Source organism: Arthrobacter sp. TmtSoilC79, from assembly GCF_059739405.1.
Genome location: NZ_AP046051.1, coordinates 4,489,087 through 4,508,979, shown reverse-complemented (window position 1 = coordinate 4,508,979; position 19,893 = coordinate 4,489,087). Strand labels below are relative to the sequence as shown.

Annotated in this window: 24 protein-coding genes and 1 tRNA gene; 16 read left to right on the top strand and 9 right to left on the bottom strand. The window is 61.8% G+C overall.

The window, feature by feature from the left end:
• Positions 1–186: 186 nt before the first annotated feature.
• Positions 187–921, top strand: a complete 735-nt coding sequence (locus AC6JA3_RS20695; protein ID WP_347782173.1) for a hypothetical protein — start codon at positions 187–189, stop codon at positions 919–921.
• A 234-nt stretch (positions 922–1,155) separates the two neighbouring features.
• Here the strand turns inward: AC6JA3_RS20695 and AC6JA3_RS20690 are convergent, their stop codons facing one another.
• Positions 1,156–1,815, bottom strand: a complete 660-nt coding sequence (locus AC6JA3_RS20690) for a hypothetical protein (protein ID WP_026541680.1) — start codon at positions 1,813–1,815, stop codon at positions 1,156–1,158.
• A gap of 238 nt (positions 1,816–2,053) precedes the next feature.
• Between AC6JA3_RS20690 and AC6JA3_RS20685 the strand changes: the two genes are divergently transcribed.
• From AC6JA3_RS20685 to AC6JA3_RS20655, 7 genes are all read left to right on the top strand, one after another.
• Positions 2,054–2,126: transfer RNA gene (locus AC6JA3_RS20685), tRNA-Lys, on the top strand.
• 125 nt (positions 2,127–2,251) lie between these two features.
• Complete coding sequence (locus tag AC6JA3_RS20680) at positions 2,252–2,782, top strand: hypothetical protein (protein WP_347782171.1); 531 nt, start codon at positions 2,252–2,254, stop codon at positions 2,780–2,782.
• Positions 2,783–2,865: 83 nt separating this feature from the next.
• Positions 2,866–4,269: an alpha/beta hydrolase gene (locus tag AC6JA3_RS20675; protein WP_497920562.1), complete on the top strand. Its 1,404-nt coding sequence runs from the start codon at positions 2,866–2,868 to the stop codon at positions 4,267–4,269.
• A 128-nt stretch (positions 4,270–4,397) separates the two neighbouring features.
• Entirely contained in the window at positions 4,398–4,883 is a 486-nt protein-coding gene (locus tag AC6JA3_RS20670; RefSeq protein ID WP_026541682.1) for a hypothetical protein, read from the top strand.
• 93 nt (positions 4,884–4,976) lie between these two features.
• Positions 4,977–5,582 carry a hypothetical protein gene (locus tag AC6JA3_RS20665; RefSeq protein ID WP_155854618.1) on the top strand — a complete coding sequence of 202 codons (606 nt, stop codon included), beginning with the start codon at positions 4,977–4,979 and terminating at the stop codon, positions 5,580–5,582.
• 193 nt (positions 5,583–5,775) lie between these two features.
• Positions 5,776–6,270: a hypothetical protein gene (locus tag AC6JA3_RS20660; protein ID WP_026541684.1), complete on the top strand. Its 495-nt coding sequence runs from the start codon at positions 5,776–5,778 to the stop codon at positions 6,268–6,270.
• An 83-nt stretch (positions 6,271–6,353) separates the two neighbouring features.
• Positions 6,354–6,947 (top strand): hypothetical protein, encoded by a 594-nt coding sequence (locus AC6JA3_RS20655; RefSeq protein WP_347782168.1) that lies wholly within the window; start codon positions 6,354–6,356, stop codon positions 6,945–6,947.
• A 65-nt stretch (positions 6,948–7,012) separates the two neighbouring features.
• Here the strand turns inward: AC6JA3_RS20655 and AC6JA3_RS20650 are convergent, their stop codons facing one another.
• Complete coding sequence (locus tag AC6JA3_RS20650; RefSeq protein WP_347782166.1) at positions 7,013–7,633, bottom strand: class I SAM-dependent methyltransferase; 621 nt, start codon at positions 7,631–7,633, stop codon at positions 7,013–7,015.
• A 197-nt stretch (positions 7,634–7,830) separates the two neighbouring features.
• Between AC6JA3_RS20650 and arfA the strand changes: the two genes are divergently transcribed.
• Positions 7,831–9,357 (top strand): arabinosylfuranosidase ArfA, encoded by a 1,527-nt coding sequence (arfA, locus tag AC6JA3_RS20645; RefSeq protein ID WP_347782164.1) that lies wholly within the window; start codon positions 7,831–7,833, stop codon positions 9,355–9,357.
• A gap of 13 nt (positions 9,358–9,370) precedes the next feature.
• On the opposite strand, the gene AC6JA3_RS20640 is transcribed toward arfA, so the two are convergent.
• The 5 genes from AC6JA3_RS20640 to AC6JA3_RS20620 all read right to left on the bottom strand — a co-directional run bounded on the left by AC6JA3_RS20640 (position 9,371) and on the right by AC6JA3_RS20620 (position 12,634).
• The gene (locus AC6JA3_RS20640; protein WP_026547992.1) at positions 9,371–9,745 is read right to left on the bottom strand and encodes a hypothetical protein; all 375 of its coding nucleotides are present in this window, start codon (positions 9,743–9,745) and stop codon (positions 9,371–9,373) included.
• A 117-nt stretch (positions 9,746–9,862) separates the two neighbouring features.
• Complete coding sequence (locus tag AC6JA3_RS20635) at positions 9,863–10,180, bottom strand: hypothetical protein (RefSeq protein ID WP_347782163.1); 318 nt, start codon at positions 10,178–10,180, stop codon at positions 9,863–9,865.
• 11 nt (positions 10,181–10,191) lie between these two features.
• Positions 10,192–10,914 carry a GAF and ANTAR domain-containing protein gene (locus AC6JA3_RS20630; RefSeq protein ID WP_026547993.1) on the bottom strand — a complete coding sequence of 241 codons (723 nt, stop codon included), beginning with the start codon at positions 10,912–10,914 and terminating at the stop codon, positions 10,192–10,194.
• Positions 10,915–11,039: 125 nt separating this feature from the next.
• On the bottom strand, positions 11,040–11,822 hold the full coding sequence (locus AC6JA3_RS20625) for an ANTAR domain-containing protein (protein ID WP_347782162.1): 783 nt from the start codon (positions 11,820–11,822) through the stop codon (positions 11,040–11,042).
• Positions 11,823–11,914: 92 nt separating this feature from the next.
• Positions 11,915–12,634, bottom strand: coding sequence for a GAF and ANTAR domain-containing protein (locus AC6JA3_RS20620; RefSeq protein ID WP_347782161.1), 720 nt, complete (start codon positions 12,632–12,634; stop codon positions 11,915–11,917).
• 202 nt (positions 12,635–12,836) lie between these two features.
• Here AC6JA3_RS20620 and AC6JA3_RS20615 point away from each other — a divergent pair, with 202 nt between their 5' ends.
• The 3 genes from AC6JA3_RS20615 to AC6JA3_RS20605 are packed head-to-tail and all read left to right on the top strand — an operon-like array spanning position 12,837 to position 15,446.
• On the top strand, positions 12,837–13,244 hold the full coding sequence (locus AC6JA3_RS20615; RefSeq protein WP_026547995.1) for a RidA family protein: 408 nt from the start codon (positions 12,837–12,839) through the stop codon (positions 13,242–13,244).
• 57 nt (positions 13,245–13,301) lie between these two features.
• On the top strand, positions 13,302–14,306 hold the full coding sequence (locus tag AC6JA3_RS20610; protein ID WP_026541693.1) for a LacI family DNA-binding transcriptional regulator: 1,005 nt from the start codon (positions 13,302–13,304) through the stop codon (positions 14,304–14,306).
• A gap of 39 nt (positions 14,307–14,345) precedes the next feature.
• Entirely contained in the window at positions 14,346–15,446 is a 1,101-nt protein-coding gene (locus AC6JA3_RS20605) for a D-TA family PLP-dependent enzyme (protein WP_347782159.1), read from the top strand.
• Positions 15,447–15,456: 10 nt separating this feature from the next.
• Here AC6JA3_RS20605 and AC6JA3_RS20600 read toward each other — a convergent pair whose 3' ends face one another.
• Positions 15,457–16,047 carry a hypothetical protein gene (locus AC6JA3_RS20600; RefSeq protein ID WP_497920561.1) on the bottom strand — a complete coding sequence of 197 codons (591 nt, stop codon included), beginning with the start codon at positions 16,045–16,047 and terminating at the stop codon, positions 15,457–15,459.
• 98 nt (positions 16,048–16,145) lie between these two features.
• The gene (locus tag AC6JA3_RS20595; RefSeq protein ID WP_347782157.1) at positions 16,146–16,667 is read right to left on the bottom strand and encodes a flavin reductase family protein; all 522 of its coding nucleotides are present in this window, start codon (positions 16,665–16,667) and stop codon (positions 16,146–16,148) included.
• A gap of 198 nt (positions 16,668–16,865) precedes the next feature.
• On the opposite strand from AC6JA3_RS20595, the gene AC6JA3_RS20590 reads away from it, so the two are divergent.
• Genes AC6JA3_RS20590 through ureE form a run of 4 tightly spaced genes read left to right on the top strand, consistent with a single transcriptional unit; the run spans position 16,866 to position 19,747 of the window.
• Complete coding sequence (locus AC6JA3_RS20590) at positions 16,866–17,168, top strand: urease subunit gamma (RefSeq protein WP_026541696.1); 303 nt, start codon at positions 16,866–16,868, stop codon at positions 17,166–17,168.
• Positions 17,169–17,176: 8 nt separating this feature from the next.
• Positions 17,177–17,530 carry an urease subunit beta gene (locus AC6JA3_RS20585; RefSeq protein WP_223944371.1) on the top strand — a complete coding sequence of 118 codons (354 nt, stop codon included), beginning with the start codon at positions 17,177–17,179 and terminating at the stop codon, positions 17,528–17,530.
• Positions 17,527–19,257, top strand: coding sequence for an urease subunit alpha (ureC, locus tag AC6JA3_RS20580; RefSeq protein WP_347782156.1), 1,731 nt, complete (start codon positions 17,527–17,529; stop codon positions 19,255–19,257). The genes AC6JA3_RS20585 and ureC overlap by 4 nt, the downstream gene beginning before the upstream one ends.
• Before the next feature lie 16 nt (positions 19,258–19,273).
• Positions 19,274–19,747 carry an urease accessory protein UreE gene (gene ureE / locus AC6JA3_RS20575; RefSeq protein ID WP_026541699.1) on the top strand — a complete coding sequence of 158 codons (474 nt, stop codon included), beginning with the start codon at positions 19,274–19,276 and terminating at the stop codon, positions 19,745–19,747.
• The last annotated feature ends 146 nt before the right edge of the window (positions 19,748–19,893 follow it).

Sequence of the window (19,893 nt, the reverse complement as noted above, 5' to 3'; positions counted from 1 at the left end):
CCGGGCTGGGGACGGATGGGCGTGGGCAGCTTGACTTGACGCAGCCCATTTCGGTCCCAACTTTACCGGTCCGTAGAGTGCTCCCGCGAAGGGCAGGGGCATGGAGGGCAGAAGTCCCCATCGCAGTGCAGCCCGCACTGTGAAAGACTGGCAAAGCTCCGGATTAATCCACTCAATGGGGGAACCATGCGTCTCAATAATGTTGTAAAAATCACCAGCATCGCAGCAGCTGGACTGCTCGCGCTCAGTGCCTGCGGCACCACCACGGCGGGCTCGACGACGGGTGGTTCCGGATCGTCTTCTCCTTCTTCGTCCGCGTCGGCACCATCCTCGTCGTCGTCGGCCTCGCCGTCCGGAGCTTCTTCGGAGGGTGCCGGTACTTCCTCGGGTGAGTACACCGCGGCGGCCTGGGCACTCCCCATTTCAGATGCCGGCGAGAAGCTCGGGAACTTCAAGGGCGAAAGTTTCAGTGTGGACGTCTACCAGGTGGCCACGGATGTGGCGTCCAAGGACAGCATGTTCGTGGATAAGGAAACCAAGGAGAACCTGCTGAAGAAGGGTGATCCGGTGGTGTACCTGAATTACGTTGTCACCAACACGTCCTCGGCCGATATTCCCCTGAGCCATTCCCTGATCACGCCGTCGGCCAAGTACACGGACTGGAAGTACCTCGGCGGTATGCCCTCGGATTCCAGCAGTGATGGATACAAGAAGCATGGGCTCTCCAGCAGCGGGACCAAGCTGAAGGAAGAGGCCCCGTTCGTGCTGAAGCCGGGGGAGTCGTTCAACATTGCCGAGAACTTTGCCTACACGGCGGGCAAGGAAACGGAGATCGCGGCGACCATGACTCCTGCCGGCGCTGACGGCAAGCTGGACCACACCAAGAAGGAAAAGGCAGAAACCACCGTAACGCTGAAGTAGTTCCTTGCGGCTTCGCCCGGGTCTGGCCCAGTGCCGGCCCGGGCATTCTGCGTTTGGGCATTAAAATGGTGCCGAACCGGATACGCCTCTCGGCGGTAGGCCGCTCGAAGCGGCTATAAGTTGAAGCCCGGGGGTTTCGCGGTTCGACACCAGTTTTAGTTTTCACCGTCCGGCGGCCTAAGTCAACATTGACAGTCCGGCGCCGGCGTGGGTACGTTTCGCCCTGTTTGCCGGCTAGTCCAGCTCGCCCAGTCGCCATGCGTTGGCCGCGTGCTCAAGGTCCTCGGCCGTTTTGACCAGCTGGTGCGAGTTGCGGGTCAGCTTGCTCGCATGGCCTTCATTGCTGTGCTCCGCCCCGTCCGCCAGGGTCGCCTGGCCGAGTGCTACTACGCGGCAGAAAGCAGCGGAACGTTCCAGCGCGACGTCGAACTCGCCGTCGAACGCACCGGACAAAATGGCGTCAGCCATGGTCTTCATTTCGTCTGCTCCGGGCGGCTCCGCGGCACCTGCTACCACATTGGCAACCTGCGCCGTATCGCGTCCGGCCCGGAAATAGACGGAGATTCTTTCAGGGTTCTGGATGGTGGCGGCGCGGAGGGCATAGAGGCGCCACAGCGCGCCCGGGAGGCTCCGTGCCGGGCTCTCGGCCCACATCTCAGCGATGGCTTCCAAGCCCTGTTCGTCGGCCAGTTTCACCAGGCGGTGGGTGACCTTGGGGTCGTCGCTGTCGCGCCCCCGCCGCACCAATGCCTGTGCAGCAAGGTGGGCTGCCTCGGAAACCCGCGCGGGATCCGCCCCGCCGGCGAACGGTTCGAAATCGATCGGGGCAAAAGGCTTGGGCTTGTGGTGCCTGTTTGCTCCGCCGTACGCGCGTGGTCCTGGCTGTTCGCTCATGAGTTCACCGTACTCCTGTGCTCTGGTGGGGTCGAGTAACGGTTGCCGGGCTGCGCCCTTGCCGGCGCTGTGCCTTCACCACCCACTTTGCCCCCGTCCCGGGCCCTACACGCCTCGGCCGCCCCACGCCGCCGTCGAACGTTCACCCAAAGAAGGTGACGACGGCGCGTGTCCGGTTGAGTTCCTCGTCTGCCGTGACGTTGGGGTACAGTATTCATGGCTGTTTCTACAGCTGGAGGGGCCTTTAGCTCAGTTGGTAGAGCATCGGACTTTTAATCCGTGGGTCGTGGGTTCGATCCCCACAGGGCCCACCCTCCAAGACAGGCCGGAGACCTTGAGTCTCCGGCCTGTTTTTATTTTCCCGGTCACGTCCCACGCTGCGATTCCATCGGTTATGCTATTCGATGGATTAACTGTTCAAGCGAGGGGGCCAGGCGTGGGGATCTTTGATACGGCGGTGGAGATTGCGTTCGACGATGGTGCCGCCGACGCTCTGATCAACGCTGCTGATTCCGCGGATCAGACCCTGCGCTCCGAGGGTAGCTTCGTTGGTGTCGCCACGGGTTACGCGATGGAGGACTTCAAGGGCGGCTATGCGACCTTGTTCAACAACGCTTTGGCCGTCCGGGCCGATGACCGGGGCCGGCTTGCCGGTGTCCTCGCGGCGTTGGCGGAGGACGTCAGGCAAGCAAAGGTCAAGGCACGGGAAGAGAAGTCCCGGCTGAAGGAACTTGCTGCGTGGCAGCAACGCGCCGATTTCCGTGAACAACACTTTCAAACTTTCCAGGGCGTGGCGAGCGATCCGATGCCCGCGGAATGGCCGGTGGCTGCTCCGACGATTTCAGCGGTGTTCTCCGCGGGGCCCGGGCCCGGTTCGCCGGCGGAGCGGGGGGCGCTATCAGCTCAGCTGATCCTGGAAAACTGCGCGAATTTGTGTCCCAATCCCGCGCCTTCACGAACATCCTGAACGCGGAGCTGGGGAGAATCCGAAACGCGTGGAGCGGTTTCACCTCCGCGTGTTCTTGGGTGAATAGCGGCAGTGTCACGTTCGTGTCCGGATTCGAGCAACTGCTGACTGAGAACGCCGCTGACGCGACGTGGCTTGAACAGATCGCCGCGGCATTCGAAACAGCCGGCAGCGGCTCCATGGCCGACACCATGCTCAACAGCGCCCTCATACAGTACGCACCACCGGGGCAAGTCGGTTTGAACGACATCGGGGCCCTAAACGCCGATCAATTGAAAGCCTGGCTCGCCGCACCTGCGAACAAGGACCGACTTCAGGGGCTGCTTGAACAACCAGGGCAGGACCCCGTGGTGATAGCAAAGTGGTGGGCTGGGTTCGGCCAGACAGCCGCTGGCGGGACACTTGAACCCGGCGAGGCCCAGTTGCTCCTGATCGAGGCCATCCCCGGAGTCATCGGGAATCTGAACGGAATCACCGCGACCGCCCGGAACCTCGCCAACCGCAAACGCCTCATCACCGAGCAGGAACGCATCAACGCCGAACTGGCCAGAACGCCACAACTACTGCCCGCCAGCCAGGGCATGTCCATGACCAACCCGGCTTGGACCCGGCTGCAAACGCAGCAGAAAGCGCTGGATGGCATCACCGAGGCACTGAGGAACGCGGGCGGAATCAACGCTGTCCTGCTGGGTTTCGATCTGACTCACGGCTCACCGAAGGCACAGGTCTCTGCGGGTAATCCCGATACGGCTGACAACGTTACCTACGCTGTGTCCGGCATGCTCATCACACCTCAAAGCGGTTTCAACGACTGGGCGAAAAACGCCGCGAACCTCCAGCGGCACCAGCAGTTGCTTTCCGAGAACGAGACCTTCGCTGTGGTGGCGTGGATCAACTATGAACCGCCCACGGTTCCGACTGTGAACAGCGGCGATGCAGCACGGGCAGGCGCCGACCGGTTCATCGTTGACCTGCAAGGTTTCAACGCCGTCAGGGAAGGCTTGGGCAACAGGACCCCGGAGACCTTAAACGTACTGGCCCATTCCTACGGCACCACCGTGACGTCCAACGCCCTTGCCGCCGCGGCATTGAACGTCGCCTCTTTCACGATGCTCGGCTCGGCCGGGATAGAGAAAGAGATCCGGAACGCCGGAGATCTCCACGTCCCTGCCGGGCAGGTCTACGCCACCGAAGCCGCCGGCGACGGCCTGGCCCAATTGGGCCGCTTCCAACGCCAGGATCCGCGCATGGAATCATTCGGCGCAAAAGTCTTCTCCTCGGAAGAGGCCACGATCGACGGGCCCCAGTACCAAGGCACCACAGAACACAACACACTGGTACACAAAGATGCCCGCGATGGCTACGGATACCTCGATCGGGACACCACGGCCCTGCATGAAGCTGCCCTAACAACAACCGGTAACGGAGACCAGATCCTGCCAGCCGCACGACCCCTATCACCGCCGGCGGGATTTGCTGGCCGTTGAACAACTCAGGAAGAGTGAACCATATGCCCCATGAACCCAAGGCCCGCATAAAGACCAGTCGCATACTCGCCGCGTTAGTCTGCGCGGCCGTTGCACTGAGCGCCTGCACACCCACCACGGAGAACCCTATGACCGGCTCAGCCAATCCCAGCGACCCTGCGACCGTCAAAGCCCAGGTTGAAGAGCTCAAACAAGCCCTCGCGGATCTCCACGCCTTCAAAACCGAAACCCAACAAGCCATCGGACCCCAAAAATGGGTCGATAAGGGCACTCGTAACATGGATTGCAGAACCTCCGACGGGCAAGACGGCGTGAACTACAGCATCCTGACCCAAACGCCTGACCCCGTGGACCTGGAAGCATCAGTAAGCGTGGTCAGAGCGTTCTGGGAATCCAAGGGCTTCACCACCCGTACCGAAACCAACCCCCGAGAACCGGGCCTTATCCGCCTCTACGCCAACGAGAATGGCGGACACCTCGTGTCCTACTTCGCAAACATCAAAGGCTCCGGCCTGGAAATGAACAGCGCCTGCGTCGCCGGAGACCTCAGCGCAATCTACAAAGAGCTGGACAGGCAGGAAGCAAGCGACAGCCCCTCACCGACTGCAGAGTAGAGGCGTTGCGGCGTGATGCCTTCCGGGAGAGGGGCCAGTCCTGCCTCCTGCCGGTGTGTGGGCTGTGGAACAGTTTCAGGAAGAGTGAATCGCATGTCTTATGAACCTAAGACGCGTACGGTGACTAGCTGCATCCTCGGTGCGTTGGTCGGCGCGGCCATGGCGATGAGCGCCTGCATGCCCGCTACCACGGAGAATCCCATGAACGGCTCAAACAGTTCCAGTGACCCTGCAACTGTCAAAGCCCAGGTAGAAGAACTAAAACAAGCCCTCAAGGATCTCCACGCGTTCAAAACCGAAACCCAGAAAGCCATCGGACCCCAGAAATGGGTCGATAAAGGCACCCGAAACAGCGCCTGCAATGCAGGCGATGGAAGGGAGGGCGCGAATTACAGCGTCATGAGCCAAACCTCTGATCCCGTCGACCTGGAAGCATCAGTCAACGTCGTCAAAATGTTCTGGGAATCGAAGGGCTTTACCACCCGCGTCGAAACCAACCCGTTGGACCCTGGTCTCATCCGTCTCTACGCCAATCAGAACGGCGGAAACCTCATATCCTTCACCGCGAATGTCAAAGGCTCCGGCCTGGAAATGGACACTGTCTGCGTCGCCGGAGACCAGACCGCAATCTACAAGGAGCTGTATCCCGAAATTTACGGGACCCCTTCTAGCCCCAGCTCCTCTCCGTCTGCTAACTAGGCTGTCTGGTGCGCCAAAAGAGCCTGCCAATGTCGCCTCGTGCTGGCTTTTGGCCTGTGGAACGGCTTCAGGAAGTGTGAACCACATGTCCTATGAATCCAAGGCCCGACTAAAGGCCAGTCGCATACTCGCTGGACTGTTCTGCGCGACCATTGCATTGAGCGCTTGCACGCCCGCTACCACGGAGAATCCCATGAACGGCTCAAATAGTTCCAGTGACCCTGCAACTGTCAAAGCAGAGGTTGAAGAACTCAAGCAAGCCCTCGCCGACCTCCAGGCCTTCAAAACCGCAACCCAACAAGCCATCGGAAGCCAGCAGTGGGCCGATACCGACAACCCGGTTAACAGTGCCTGCACCACATCCGACGGGCAAAGCGGCGTGAACTACAGCATCCTGAGCCAGACTTCCGACCCTGTTGAACTGGAGGCATCAGTAAGCGTGGTCAGAGCGTTCTGGGAATCCAAGGGCTTCACTACCCGCACCGAAACCAACCCCCGGGACCCGGGCCTCATCCGCCTCTACGCGAACGAGAGCGGCGGACACCTTCTGTCCTACTACGCAAACATCAAAGGCTCCACCCTGGAAATGGACACCGTCTGCATCGCCGGGAATCAGCATGAAATCTACAAGGAATTGGACAGGCAGAAAGCGAGTGCCAGTCCCTCGCCGAGTACCAAGGAGAGCTGACGCAGAGTGCTGGCTTCTGGGGTGTCCTGTCCTGCCTCATGCTGGCGCGTGAGTCTGGAACGATTTCAGGAAGAGTGAACCGTATGTCCTATGAATCCCGGGCCCGACTAAAGGCCCGCGGTATTCTTGCCGCCTTGTTTTGTGCCGGTATTGCACTCAGCGCCTGCACGCCGGCCACTACGGAGATCCCCATGACCGGCTCAAGCAACCCCAGCGACCCCGCAACCGTCAAAGCCCAGGTAGAAGAGCTCAAACAAGCCCTCGCGGATCTCCACGCCTTCAAAAGCGAAACCCAACAAGCCATCGGACCCCAGAAATGGGCGGATAAAAGCCTCCGAAACATGGACTGCAGCACCCCTAAGGGAGAAGAGGGCGTGAACTACAGCGTCATGAGTCAGACCCTTGAAACCCTCGACATGGAATCGTCGGTCAACGTTGTCAAGACGTTTTGGGAATCCAAAGGCTTCACCACCTGCGTCGAATCAAATCCAAAGGACCCAGGAAACATCCGTCTCTATGCCAATAAGAACGGCGGACATCTCGTATCCTTCACCGCTACCACTAAAGGCTTCAGCTTAGAGATGAACAGCGCCTGCGTCGCTGGGAATCAGCATGAAATCTACAAGGAATTGGACGGGCAGGAAGCGAGTGCCAGTCCCTCCCCGAGTACCAAGTAGAGCTGACGAGCCCCGGCCCCTTGTTGACTCTGGGCCGGTCCCTAGCAATTAAAGTGGGGGTGGGTTCAGCCAACGCGACCGGGAGTGAGCAGCCGCTTCGCGACGATAGCCGCGTGGGGACGCACTCCAGGGTCGACGCGGGAGTGCCTGCTGACAATGCTGAAACCGGCTTCCTGCAACAGTCCCGACATCTCCTCCACAGACCAGAAATAGGCGGACGTCACTGCATGCGGGAACTGTTCACCCGCCGGGCCATCGAAGAAGCCGAGCAGGAGGCTCCCGCCGGGAGCGAGGCAGCGGGCAAACTCGTTCAAAACCCGGCTGATCCCAGCAGGGGGAGTGTGAATCAGGGAGTACCAGGCGAGGATTCCCGCCAATGAGTGATCCGGCGCAGGCAGCCGTTGAAGTGACCCGACAGAGAACCGAGCCTCCGGACAGAATCGCTTGGCCGTCTCGATGAACTCCGGTACCAGGTCCACGCCTTGGACGTCCACCCCGGTGGAGTGCAGGAAGGCTGTCCATTGCCCAGGCCCGCAGCCGGCATCGATGACTTCCCCGGACAATCCCTGGGCCCATGACAGCACGAGGTCCCTGTCGGCTGGATGCGTACTGCTGATGGATCCGAACAACGAGGTGTACTCGGCGGAACGCGCAGAATAGGCGGCTCTCACTGCTCTTAGGGACATGCGTCCCAGCCTAGAGGCAGCCGGCACTCCAACGTGTTCGAATCACTGCCGCACCACCGCGTGCCCGGCGAACAACGGTGGGAAGGAAGCGTCCCGCCAAGAAATCTCTTGACTCCCACACCAAGGCCACGTCAGCATGGTTTCTATAACGTTGTAAATAAGCAATGCAGCCCACGCAGCAGACAAGGACCCACCCTTTGGGAAACCAAGACAACCCCACGGCCAAAATCACCATCGACCCCACTTTCGTTGTGGGCCCCGTCAGGAGGAAGACCTTCGGCGCCTTCGTTGAGCACCTCGGACGCTGCGTCTATACGGGCATTTTCGAGCCTGAGCACCCGAAAGCGGACGACGACGGCTTCCGCACCGACGTCCTCGACCTCACCAAGGAACTCGGCGTCTCCACGGTCAGGTACCCCGGCGGAAACTTCGTGTCCGGCTACCGCTGGGAAGACGGAGTGGGACCCAAGGAGGACCGCCCAACAAGGCTCGACCTCGCCTGGCACTCCAGCGATCCCAACCTGGTGGGCGTGGACGAGTTCGCCAAGTGGTCGGAGAAGGCCGGGGTTGAACCCATGATGGCCGTGAACCTGGGCACCAGGGGAACCCAGGAAGCTCTGGACCTGCTGGAGTACTCCACCATCAAGGGTGGAACGGCCCTTTCCGAACAGCGCAAGGCGAATGGCGCCGTCGAGCCTCACAACATCACCATGTGGTGCCTCGGGAACGAGATGGACGGCTTCTGGCAGATCGGCCACAAGAAGGCGGACGAGTACGCGCGGGTTGCCGCCGAAACGGCGCGGGCGATGCGCATGGTCAACCCGGACCTGGAACTGGTGGCCTGTGGAAGTTCCGGACCCACCATGCCCACGTTCGGCGAATGGGAGCGCGTGGTCCTCAATGAGACATACGAATTGGTGGACCTGATCTCGGCGCATCAGTACTTTGAGGATTTCGGTGACCTGCAGGAGCACCTGTCAGCCGGGCACCGGATGGAGGCGTTCATCAAGGACTTGGTCTCCCACATCGACCACGTGAAGTCGGCCAAAAAGTCTGGGAAGCAGATTAATATTTCCTTCGATGAGTGGAACGTCTGGCACATGTCCCGCGACGAATCCAAGGCGCCCACAGGGGATGATTGGCCCGTGGCGCCGGTGCTGCTGGAGGACCGCTACACCGTTGCCGACGCCGTGGTGGTGGGGGATCTCCTCATCACGTTGCTGCGCAATACGGACCGTGTCCACTCCGCGAGCCTCGCACAATTGGTCAACGTGATTGCCCCCATCATGACCGAGCCGGGCGGCCGCGCCTGGAAGCAGACAACGTTCCACCCGTTCGCGCTCACCTCGCAAAATGCCTCCGGTACGGTGCTGAACCTCGCCGTCGAATCCCCGCTGCTGGAGACCGAAAAGACGGCAGGTTTCACAGCCTTGTCTGCCGTCGCGACCTACGACGCAGAAGCCAAGGAGGCCGTGGTTTTCGCCGTGAACCGCTCGGCAACGGATGCCCTGACGTTGGATGCCGCCGTCGGGAGCCTCAACGCCGGCAAGGTCATTGAGGCCGTCACTTACACCAACAAGGATCCGTACTGGCAGGCCACTGCCGACGATTCGACGTCGGTCCTGCCCACTGAGAACGTCAGTGTAAAGCTCGACGGCGGTCGCCTCACCGCTGGTCTTCCGGCCGTGAGCTGGACCATGATCCGGTTGTCACTGGAGTCGTAGTCCTTCCGAAGCGCTACGCGATCTGCTGCGTGCCGTCGTGGAACATGGGGTACGCGGAGATCGGTGTGACTGTTGCGGACAGGGTTGGTTCCGGTGCCTGCGGTGCGGGCGCCGGGGCCGGCTGGTCGACGGTCACGATTTCCATGGACTCCATGTCCAGGAGCCGGCGGCTTCCGGTATCGTCCGTGAGCCAGAAAAGGTCCGTGCCGGCAACGGTTTTCACCACGCTGCCGCGGTGGTAGAGGCGGCCGTTGTGCCAGGCCTCGATGTAATCACCCGGACTTAGTGGATGCGGTTCTTCCTTGCTTCCAGGCATGGTGCCAAATGCCTGCGCCAGGCTGGCTTGGGTCTTCAGTGCCTGAAATAGATCCCTGTTTGCAATGCTCATGTCTGCTCCCCTCGGCTCGCTTCGCTGTCTGGTTGCCGTCAGCTGTGCGCTGGTTGACTACAGCTTTGCCCATGTTTGTTGCAGGCTCGTTGCACGGGGATGAGCGGTGTGTGACGCCTACCGGGGGCCGCTGCCGTCGTCGGGCAATTCGCCTTCCGCGGGACGAGGCGTTTCGTCCAAAGGAAGCTCGTCAGCGTATGGCGCGTGCGGTCCGGGTCCGCTGTTGGAAAGCTCGTTGGCGGCCATGGCCAGGAGGTCGCGTTCCAATTCGGGGAGGGAAAGCATGCCTTGCAGGTACGCCTCAACCTCGTACTCACCCACCGATCCACCGATGCTGAAGTACTGCAGCCATAAAGTGCCTGTGGTGACACCCGCGCCCGAGAGTGCCGCATGGAGTCTGCGGCGTTGCTCGGGTTCGTTGTTGTCGAAGCCCATGTCCTGCGGCCTTAGTTCCCGTTTGCCGGTATCCCGGCTACGAGTTCCGCACTGACTTCCTGCAGGCTTTGGTTCTTGTCGCGCGATTGCAGGATGAGTTGTTGGAGGGCCCGCTCGTGGGTAGTTTTGTGGCGTTCCATGAGGATTCCGCAGGCACGGTTGACTACGTCCCGGCTGTAAAGTGCGGCCTGAAGCCCTTCGGAGATGCGTCGGGGTGTCTCGGCGCTCTGGATATGGGAGAGAAGCGTGGCGGCTGGGGAAGCAAAAAGCTCCATGAGGTACGTGGAAGAAGCATCGAAAACATCAGTCTCGGATGCGTAGACTTTGATGGCGCCGATGCTGTGACCATTGGCCATGAGCGGCGCACTGACCACCGATCGGATGGGCAGGGCGCTGACGGCGTCACTCCACTCCGGCCAGCGGGTATCTGTGCGGACATCGGTGAGGAGTACGGATTCCTCGGAGGCCCACGCAGTCAGGCAAGGACCTTGGCCCAGGTCATATTGCAGGTGGTCCACTTGCTCCACAATGCTGTCCGTAAAACCGGTACTGGTCCTGCGGCCCTGGGAATCCAGGATGGAAACGCCGGCCCCGATTGACCCCGGCACGGATTCCTTGATGGCCTGTGACAGGCTCTGGACGGCCTGGTCCACCTTTTCCTCGGTGAGGAGCAGGCCCAATATCCTGCCGATGGCACCCGAGAGTTCGTCAAGAGGAAGATGCTTCTTCGTCATGGTCTTCTCCCCGGCTCTTCATGTCGGCTGGCCGACACGGACATCCTGTGAATCACTGCACTCCTACGTTGCATTTCAAGCCTAATGCCCTTCCTGCTTCATGCCTCAACCCGTCATCCCCATTGCTACTCCTCAAAGGCGGCCGAGATGTTTCGATCCCCGGCCACATGGGCAATGACGTTTTCCGCTACAACGCGCAGTTTGATGTTGCGGTGGCTTGAAGCGTTGACCAGAATTTGGAAGGCAGCGTCCCTGCTGCAACGGTTCTGGGCCATGATAATTCCGACGGCGGTATCGATCGCCGTGCGTGAATCCAGGGCAGCCGCGAGATTCTCCCGCGCATCCCTGAGTTGGGCGATCTTCAGTGCCAAATACAGTGCTTTCGCCCCGGTGGCTGTCACCCGCTCAGCCGCAACCATGTCGTCATGGGAGAAACCATGGCTGCGGGTCGAATAGAGGTTGACCACCGCCTCTGCGGTGCTGTTCAACTCCATGGGCAAAGCCAGAATGGAGCCCACATCGGTGCAGGCAGCGGCTTCCATGTAGTCCCGCCATCTATCCTCATTCCGGACATCAGGGACGTGGGTGATGGTTCGCGTCCGAAGCGCCGTAAGGCATGGTCCGTCCCCGAAGCTGTTCTGGATATCGTCAAGCTTGCGGGCCATGGGGTCACTGTCTGCCACGGCAACAGGTTTCTTTTGCCGGATGACAGTCACCCCGCAAGCAATCGTGTTCCCGGGTTTAGTCAGTTCGCGGGCAGCCAGCTCGGCCAGATCCTGAAGGAATTCGCGGATGTCCGCATTATTCGCAAGGAGGTCCTGCAAGTGCACCAGGAAGTCCGTCAGATCGACGTGGTCCTCCAATGGGCCAGCGGTGGGGATCTGCTCCGATGGCTGGGTCTCAGTCATGGTTATTCCTTACTACTGCCGTGCAGCCTGCAGAGGTTGATCAAGTTCTCCATGCTCTTTCCACATCCAAAAAAGACCTGCATTCATCGACACTACCTGCCCCCCTGATCTCTGTGTCCGGCCCTATCCAGGATGTCGCCGGCTATCTCATGCAGCCGTTTATTGCTGTTGCGCGACGCCAGCTGGATGAGTCGCAGCGCCGATTCGCGGTTGCAATGGTTTTGCACCATGATCAGCGAAATAGCGGCGTCCACAATCGCCCGTGACTTCAAGGCTGAACGCAAATGCCCGGGGTACGGTTCCTCCGCGTGCAGCCGCAGTGCCAGCCGCAGAATCCGCGAAAGGGAGTCCGCGTGCTGTTTTACCAATTCCACCGTGTCCGGGGTGAACGTCCCCAGTGCCGTGGAATAACAGTTCAGGGCAGCCCTTGAGCCGTTGTCCGTAGTGATGGGGACAGCCAGCACGCTCCGGATGCCCTCGTCGGCGATAGCGGCGGCATAGTGCCGCCACTGGTGATCGGTCTGAAGGTCAGGGATGAGGACTGTGCGTTGCTGCCGGAGCGCTGTGAGGCATGGGCCGTCGTCGAACTCGTATTGCTTTTCATCGAGGCGCCGGGCAGCGTCACTGCTGCTGGCCACTGTGGAGGGGCCGCCGTCGCGCTCCACTGTGATGGCGCAGAGCATTGGCGCTTCTCCGCCCAACAGCGATGCCGAAATCGTGGTGAGGCCGAGGAGGAATTCCGTGAAGCCGGGGCTCTCCAACAGCAGGTCCTGCAACTGCTCAGCTGTTGGTACTGCATCGTTCAGGGCCATAAAGGCCTCATTCCCGGGTATGCCGGGCGTGTGAGTCCGGCTGGCGGCAGTGCGCTCGTGTTCGCGCACGGCCCGGATATTCAACTCCGGACCTTGTGCTTCACCCGAAATCTCCTACTCCCGACACTACGCCGTTGCCCTGAAACATGACAGGGCGAGGACCCGTGATGGGATGTACTGACGCTACAAACAAAGGATGCCCATGACCAGTGCCGTGACGCTCATTCGTTCCAACCTGCTCAGCTCTGCTGCAGAGTATGCCTATGCCGCGACCGCCCCAGCCGGTGCGAGGCTGATCTTCCTGGCGGGGTCCTGCCCGCTGAATGAGGACGGGACCACTGCAGGTATTGGTGACTATCAAGCCCAAGCCAGGAAGGCGGTGGAGAACATGCGCCTGGCCTTGGAAGCAGCCGGAGCAGGAATCGCGGACGTCATCTCCACCCGCGTCCTGGTTGCCTCTTCCAAGCAGTCCGACCTGGTGGCGGCATGGGAGGTGGTCCGCGCGGCGTTCGGTGAGCATGACGTCCCGAGCACCCTCATGGGCGTCACTGTCCTTGGCTACGACCATCAACTGGTGGAGATCGAGGCAGTCGCCGCTGTCATGGACTAAGCCCGCACTGCCCCCGTCTGCAACGATGTATGCCAACAGGACAAAAGGAGCACCTTGATGGCCGTCACCATGAACGACGTCGCGCGCGTTGCCGGGGTCTCTTTGAAGACGGTTTCCAACGTGATCAACAACTACGAGTTCATCCGGCCCGCCACCAAACAGCGCGTCCTGGATGCCATCGATGAGCTGGGCTACGAGGCCAACCTGACAGCCCGCAGCCTCCGCTCAGGCAAGACCAGCATGATCGGCTTGGTGTTGGCCGACCTCTCCATTCCGTATTACGCGGAGTTGGCATCGGACATCATGAAAGCGGCATGGGCGCGGGGCTACCGTGTTCTGGTGGAGCAGTCCGGGAATGGTCCCGGGCACGAGAAAGCAGCGCTGCAAGGCCAGTTCCGGACCCTCACCGATGGCCTCCTTTTCATCCCCCTGGCCTTGGATGCGGAACAGATCATGGAGGCCGCCGGCAAGAAGCCCCTGGTTCTGCTCGGTGAATACGTGCAGGATCCCCGGCTGAATATGGTCCTCATCCAAAACCACCGGGCGGCGGCAGCGGTCACCGCGCACCTGCTGGCGGGCGGCCGCCGTCGTATAGCCGTTTTGGGCGCACACGACGGCGACACGACAGGCAGCAACGGCCTCCGCCTTGAGGGGTACAAGGCTGCGCTCGCTGACGCCGGCGTTGCCTACGATCCCGCTTTGGTGATTGATTGCGACTGGCGGCGCGACGGCGGTGCTGAGGGGACCGCGAGGTTACTGGACAGCGGCGTGGAATTCGACGCCGTTTTCGGCCTCAACGACGCCCTCGCCCTGGGTGCGCTTCACGAGCTTTTGGTCCGTGGCAGGAAGGTCCCGGAGGAGATCGCCGTTGCTGGTTTTGATGACATTGACGAGGCGAAGTTTGCCTCGCCGTCACTGACCACGGTGGCGCCGGGGCGTGCGGAAATTGCGGAGCGCGCCGTCGAACTCCTTATTAACCGCATCGAGAACAAGGACGCCCCGCTTCACGTGCAGCAGCCGCAGGCGGCCTTCGAGCTGCGGATCAGGCAGTCGGCGCCCTGACCGCCGCTGCCGGTGCCCGGGGCCGTTAGTGTTTGAGGAATGAACGTGATTCCCGCTGAAGTTGTGACCCCTGCTGTCCTGATTGACGTCGATGTCCTGGACCGGAACATCGAACGCATGGCGGCCAGCATGCTCGGCAGGGGACTGAAGCTCCGGCCGCATGTGAAAACGCACAAGACCTTGGAGATCGCGCGGAAACAGTTGGCGGCCGGTGCCGTGGGGATCACCGTGGCCACAATCGGCGAGGCCGAGGTCTTCGCCGCGGACGGCGTCAAGGATATTTTCATCGCCTATCCGCTCTGGGTGGAGGCCCCGCATGCTGACCGGCTCCGCGCCCTGGCAACGGCGTGCCGCCTGGCAGTCGGTGTGGATTCGGCTGAAAGTGCGACGACGATGGGCCGCCAACTTGGCGCGGATGCCGGCAGCATTGAGGTGCTGATCGAAGTGGACAGCGGTCATCACCGCAGCGGCGTTTTGCCCTCTGAAGTGGTGGAGGTGGCCAATGCTGCGGCCGCCGCGGGGCTGACCGTATCCGGGGTCTTTACGTTCCCCGGCCACAGCTACAGGCCTGGGATGCCCACCGGCGCGGCCGGCAACGAGAACGATGCTTTGGGGCTGGCTGCGACGGCGTTGACCGGGGCGGGCTTCGAGGTCACCACCATCAGCGGCGGATCCACGCCCACGGCCCTGATCTCCGGGGAATCGGCAGCAACCGAACTGCGCCCGGGCGTCTACGTGTTCGGCGACGCCCAGCAACTGGAACTCGAACGGTGCTCGTGGGACGAGATCGCGCTGACGGTTGCGGCCACCGTGGTCAGCAGGCACGAAGCTGCAGGTGGGAACGTCCGCCGGGTTGTCCTGGATTCCGGCAGCAAGATCCTGGGCAGCGACCGGCCGGATTGGGCCACAGGGTTTGCGCGGCTGCCGGAATACCCCGAAGCCAAGGTCACTGCCTTGTCAGAGCATCATGCCACTGTGGTTTGGCCGGACTCCTCGGAGTTGCCGCCACTGGGTACCAGGCTGCTCGTGATCCCCAACCACGTGTGCCTCACCATGAACCTGGTGGACCAGGTGACTGTGGTCCGCGGCGGGGCCGTGGTGGAGCAGTGGGCCGTGGCGGCGCGGGGGAGGAACAACTAGGGGCAGGAACCTAGTCACGTTGCATTTGAAGGGTGACTTCATAAGAGCCGGATCCCCCCGAGGACTCTTCGATGCAGAGAGACTCCCTGCTTGATCCCCCGGACTCGGCACTGACGCAGCCCGTGTACGGCCCCGAACCCGAACCATTAGAGGTGGAGTCCATGCCGAACCGGCTGGCGGCCTCGTCCAGGCTGACCTCGTGATCCACTGACCACCGGGCGCTCAGGCGAAGGCATGAAGTGTCAATGGAGAGACATCCGGGATCGACCTTGGGGTCGTTCCGGAACACCTCCACCCAGTCATCTTCCGGTATGTTGTCCGCCCGGGCCATCATTTCGTTGGCCTTCTCTGCCTGGGTGCCTCCGCCGCCGTTGATCCCTTGGCTGAGGGCGGACCATCCCATGATTCCAAGAACGCTGAGCAGGGTCACCGCCAGTGCGATTCCGCCCAGGATCCAGCCAAGCGTGCCCTTCTTCCGTGGCGAAGGTCCCTGCCATCCAGGCTGAGGTAGTCCGTAGTGGGGCTGGGGAGGAGGCTGACCCTGGGGAGCATAGTTCCCTTGAGGCGAGTACGGGGGTTGGTGGCGTTGGTACGGGTCCATTTCCGTAGCCTCTCTGGTTTGGATCCGGCCGGGGCTTCGTGCACCATGATTGCACGCGGCGATCAATCGAAGGGTCGTCCCAGCCGTGTTCCGTACTGTCAGCCAACCGCCTGCACGCTGCGGAGCAGGGTGTGGAACTCCCGGTCGTGGTAAACCAGTGGAGCCGAGCCGCCAAGGTTGGGCCTGATGTCGAGGACTGTCGCGGCCAGCAGGACCGAACCACCCAGCGGTGCCCGGTGGACAATTTCGCAGCGCAACGCCCATTGAGCCTCCCTGAGCAATGGCTCGCCGGTGGGAAGCAACTCCCAGTCCATGTCCTGGGTGAACCGCGGGGCAGCGGGATCGGCGAACGCGCGTGCCAACTCCAACTGATCGGCACCGATGAGGTGCACCACGATTCTCTCCGCTGCGGCGACGTGCGAGGCCGAACGGCCACTGGTTACGGAGAATGCCAGCGTGGCCGGATCCACGGCAACCGACGCTACCGAGGACGCGGTCAGGCCTACTGCGCCATCCGGCCCCGAGGCGGTAATAATGGCGACTCCCGCCGGATGGGAGCGGAATGCGGCCCTGAAAAGATCGCCGACTGGTTCGGACTGCAAGGGCTGGGGGTAGGTCATTAACGCACTTTCATGGGACTGGCCAGGGCTGGCGGCCTTGATGGACGCACACCCCACTGATGCTAGGACCTCAACTTAACTTGAGGTCAATTCGGGTAAATCCGACCCCCGACTGAGACGAATTGGAAACGTAGCCGAAACTTCCGCTCCTTACGCTGAACACAATCTGTCCAAGTCCCCGGCGTTCAAGGAGTAACCATGCATCTACTGCCCCGCGAGCAGGAGAAACTCATGATCGTAGTGGCCGCCGATCTCGCGCGGCGCCGCCAGGCACGGGGACTGAAGCTGAACTATCCCGAGTCTGTGGCGATCATCAGCTACGAACTCATCGAAGGTGCCCGGGACGGCAGGACAGTGGCCGAGCTCATGAGCTACGGAACCACCATCCTCCGCCGCGAAGATGTGATGGAAGGCGTGCCGGAGATGATCCACGACGTCCAGATCGAAGCCACGTTCCCCGACGGCACCAAGCTCGTCACCGTCCACCACCCCATCCGATAGGAGCCACCATGATCCCCGGCGAATACAGGCTCCAGCCCGGTTCGATCACCTGCAATGACGGCCGTGACGCAATCGGCGTCGAGGTTGTCAACCGCGGTGACCGTCCGGTCCAAGTCGGCTCGCACTACCACTTCGCCGAGGCAAACCGTGCCCTCGAGTTCGACCGCGGCGCCGCTTACGGCCGTCGCCTGGACATCCCGGCCGGCACGGCCGCGCGCTTCGAACCGGGCGATCGAAAGACCGTTCAACTGATTGCGATTGCCGGGAGGCGTGAAGTTTTCGGGCTCAGTAACGCCGTGAACGGAACGCTCGACGGCGGCACCCGCCAGGGTGGTCCGGCTTCCGAAGGAGACGCCAAATGAGCTTCGACATTCCCCGCAAACAGTACGCCGAGCTGTACGGGCCAACCACCGGCGACGCCATCCGGCTGGCGGACACCGAACTGTTCCTTGAAATCGAGAAGGACTACACAGCTTACGGCGAAGAGGTGGTGTTCGGCGGTGGCAAAGTCATCCGCGACGGCATGGGCCAGAATGGACAACTGACCCGCTCGGAAGACATCCCGGACACTGTGATTACCAACGTGATCGTCCTGGACTACACCGGCATTTACAAGGCGGATGTTGCCCTGAGGGACGGGTACATTTTCAAAATCGGCAAGGCAGGCAACCCGCAGATTACTGACGGTGTGGACATCGTGATTGGCGCCGGCACGGAGATCATCGCCGGCGAACGGAAAATCCTCACAGCCGGTGGCATCGACACCCACATCCACTTCATCTCCCCGGAACAGGTCCCGGCCGCCCTGTGCAACGGCATCACCACCATGGTGGGCGGCGGTACCGGTCCGGCCGAAGGAACCAAAGCCACTACCGTCACGCCCGGCGCCTGGCACATCTCCCGGATGCTGCAGGCCGCCGAAGGGCTACCGGTCAATATCGGTCTCTTCGGCAAAGGCCACGCATCCGCCGTCGAGCCCCTCGCAGAGCAGATCCGCGCCGGCGCCGTAGGGCTCAAGGTGCACGAAGACTGGGGCTCCACCGCCTCGTCCATCGACATGTCCCTGCGCGTGGCCGACGAATACGACGTCCAAGTGGCCATCCACACCGACACCCTCAACGAGTGCGGTTTTGTGGAAGACACCATCCGGGCCATCGACGGCCGCGTCATCCACACCTTCCACACCGAAGGCGCAGGCGGTGGGCACGCCCCGGACATCATCAAGATCGCCGGGCTGCCCAACGTGCTCCCGGCCTCCACCAACCCCACCCTGCCGTACACCCGCAACACCATCGAAGAGCACCTGGACATGCTCATGGTCTGCCACCACCTCAACCCGGACATTCCCGAGGACGTAGCCTTCGCAGACTCCCGCATCCGGGCCGAAACCATCGCCGCCGAAGACGTCCTGCACGACCTCGGCATCTTCGCCATCACCTCCTCCGACTCCCAAGCCATGGGCCGTGTCGGCGAAGTAGTCACCCGCACCTGGCAGGTAGCCGACGCCATGAAACGGCAACGAGGCGTGTTGAAGGATCCCTCCGGCACCACCCACGGATCCGCCGAATCCGACAACTTCCGGCTCAAACGCTACGTGGCCAAATACACCATCAACGCCGCCATCGCCCAAGGCATGGCAGATGTCATCGGTTCCGTGGAAGAAGGCAAATTCGCGGACCTGGTGCTCTGGGACCCCGCGTTCTTCGGCGTGAAACCCGAACTCGTCATCAAAGGCGGACAGATCGCCTACGCCCTCATGGGCGACGCCAACGCCTCCATCCCCACACCCCAGCCCCGCACCATGCGCCCCATGTTCGCCACGTACGGCAAGGCCTTGCAGCAGACATCCATCACGTTCCTGTCCAAAGCCGCAATCGACGCCGGAGTGCCCACCGAACTCGGGCTCGAACGCATCATCAAACCCGTCTCCGGCATCCGCAACCTCACCAAAGCGGACCTCAAATACAACGGCGAAACGCCCGAGATCGCCGTCGACCCCGAAACCTACAAAGTGAGCGTCGACGGCGTCGAAGTCACCTCCCAGCCCTCCGACGTACTGCCCATGGCGCAGCGCTACTTCCTCTTCTAAGCCGCTTAGGAATCACATGATCATCGAAAAAATCCTCGGCAACCTCCACGAACAGCCCAACGACTTTGAGGGCCGGCACAAAGAGAAAGTCGTACTCCCGAGCTCCCTGCTGGTGAAACGCATCCAACGCGTCACCACCGACCACGGCAAAGAACTCGGCATCCGCCTCCCCGCCGGCACCGGCGACCTCCGCGACGGCGACATCCTCGCCGTCGAACCCGGCAACGTCATCGTCATCTCCGTGCTGCCCACCGACGTCCTGGTTATCGGGGCGCGGACAATCCACGAAATGGGGATCGTGGCGCATTCGCTCGGCAACCGGCATTTGCAGGCGCAGTTCTTCGACGCCGCTTCCGAGTACGGGGCCGAAGTCATGGTTTGTCAGTATGACCACACGGTCGAAGATTATCTGAAGAGCGTTGGCGTCCCCTACGACAGGCAAGAGCGGGTCATGCCGGTGCCCTTCCGCCATGCTGAGCATTCGCACTAACGCTGTGTGCCGCTTCAGGTTGGGTGCGCACGCTTGCGCTCCGCTGGGAAGGGGGCCGTGCCCGTCCCCAGCCGCTCCCAACCTTCGCAAGCTCAGGTCGGGGCCCTCGCGGCAGTGGGCCCCCCGCGTGGCCCTCCACACCGCGG